Origin of the sequence: Methanocalculus sp., assembly GCF_029762515.1 — an archaeon.
GTDB lineage: Archaea > Halobacteriota > Methanomicrobia > Methanomicrobiales > Methanocorpusculaceae > Methanocalculus.
Genome location: NZ_JARVGN010000376.1, coordinates 1 through 2,219 on the forward strand (window position 1 = coordinate 1; position 2,219 = coordinate 2,219).

2 protein-coding genes are annotated in these 2,219 nt (G+C 54.5%); one reads left to right on the forward strand and one right to left on the reverse strand.

Annotated features, from left to right (window positions below; all coding sequences use genetic code 11):
• On the forward strand, positions 1–428 hold a 428-nt coding region (locus tag QCH34_RS11115; RefSeq protein WP_300334131.1), incomplete at its 5' end, for a Coenzyme F420 hydrogenase/dehydrogenase, beta subunit C-terminal domain.
• A gap of 52 nt (positions 429–480) precedes the next feature.
• On the opposite strand, the gene QCH34_RS11120 is transcribed toward QCH34_RS11115, so the two are convergent.
• The coding region (locus tag QCH34_RS11120) for a tetratricopeptide repeat protein (protein WP_300334134.1) at positions 481–2,219 on the reverse strand (1,739 nt) is incomplete at its 5' end.

A 2,219-nucleotide genomic window follows, 5' to 3' on the forward strand; every position in this document is an offset into this window, starting at 1 on the left:
CGATCCGGCTGGTTCTTGGTCTCTTCTGCACAGAGACGTTTGACTACAATCATCTTGTGCAGGGGATTTTTGAGCGAAGATACCAGCTTCAGCCCCAGGATATCGGGAGGCTCGATATGAAGAAAGGGCTTCTGATTACAAAGACCGATGGCGAGACACTGACGATTCCCCTGAAGGAATTGAATGAAGCGGTTCGCCCGGGATGCCGGATCTGCACCGACCTGACTGCCAGATCAGCAGATATCTCGGCAGGTGCAGTCGGTTCTCCTCCCGGACAAACGACACTGATCATCAGGAGCGGCACCGGAGAAACATTTGTCAAGTCTGCGATTGCATCGGGAGCATTGCTGATAAAAGACGGAATTGACGAGAAAGCGATCGAATCACTTGCCGCGAAGAAAGCGGCACGGGGCATCCCACAAGAGTGATCAGATACAAAATATGCAGATTTCAACCCATACTAAAAGGAATTGCCACTGATCAGGGAACCAGTTCCCGGCACCGGTTCCTGAGGGTGGCAACCCCCACCCCGGCAGCCTTTGCGACATCACTCTGGGTTCGCCTCTCTCCGGTTTCAAGTGAGGCGAGATAGAGAGCAGCAGCTGCAAAACCAGCAGCATCCTTTTTTCGTTCTTCCTGTATTACCGGCTGCCCGGAGAGGATCTCCCCGGCACGCCTCCGCTGGATTTCATCGATCCCAAGCAGCCCGGATATGCGATCCAGAGCAGAAGAGATATCGGTTTGATAGGGATCGACAACCCGGATATCATCAGCTTTCTCCCCGATAAATACCGCCTCTCTCCGTGAAAGGCGCGAGAGATGGATGATCGCATCAAGGGTTACAGGCAGGCTCTTCTGCCGGCAGGCATGGTAAAGTGCAGCTACTGAAAGAGTCTGATCAGATCCACCCGGAATCCTTCCCGCCGCAGCCTCTTTTTTGCAGATCTCCCTGGCTTCACTTTGGACTTCCCAGGAAAGCCCAAGGGCCGATCCCATCCTCCGGACCTCTGAGAGGGCAGTTGAAAGAGACAGATCCATATCAGCAGCAGAAACGGTCCCCCTCTTCTTCCGACGAAGATAATAGAGCAGTTTCGGATGATGAGCGATATCAATCGATCCTGTGGATGATACAACCGTTTGAGCGGCAGACGAGTCCGGGTAGAGAGGACTCATGCCACTACCAGTGCTATTCGATCCTTCACCGGCAATGTCCGTAACAGGCTCGCACTCAACACCAGGATCAGAGGGTGCCGGGAGATCATGCTGGCGGCTGAGCCTGTCAATAAGCGTGTTTCTTCCGGTTCGGGCAACACCATCATCAGGATTGAGGGAGAGGGCACGCTCATAGGATCTGAATGCTTCATCCACACAATCAAGCTTCTCAAGCGCAACACCACGGCCCGTCCAGGCCACCGCAAGATCCGGATCGAGTGCGATGGCCTTGTCATAAGAGAGGAGGGCATCATCATATCGTCCAAGCCCGCCAAGGGCATTGCCCCGGTTTGCCCATGCATGGGCATCATCAGGATTGAACTCAAGGGCCTTATCATACGAGGCAAGGGAATGGCCAAACCTCCCGAGTTTTTCAAGGGCAACACCACGGCCGGTCCAGACGTGTGGATCCCGTGAATTAAGCGCAAGAGAACGATCATAGGAGGCTAGAGCATCCTTAAAGCGGCCGAGATTTCCAAGTGCAGTCCCACGGATATACCAGGCAAGGGCGTGATCCGGATCGAGGGCAAGGGCCTTATCATACGAAGCGACCGCCTCATTTCTCCGGCCAATCTTTTCAAGAGCAACACCACGGCCGGTCCAGGCATTTGCGTTCTCAGGATCGAGGGAGAGCGCCTTATCACAGGATGCAACCGCATCTGCATACCTTCCAATAACGCCAAGGGCATTGCCCCGGTTTGCCCATGCGCATGGGTTGGAGGGATCAATTTCCAGAGCCTTGTCATATGAGGCGAGCGCATCCTCCAGCCTCCCGATACCAAGGTATGCATTACCGCGGTTATACCATGCGGTTGCATATTCGGGTTGGATTGCGAGGGCACGATCATAGGATCTCAGGGCATCATCATACCTGCCAAGGTTCGCGAGGGCATTGCCGCGATTATACCACGCCGGCGCATTCTTTGGATTTATCTGAAGCGCCCTCTCAAAGGAATCAAGTGCTTCGGTGTATCGGGAGAGTTCTGCAAGTGCCACCCCCCGGCCGG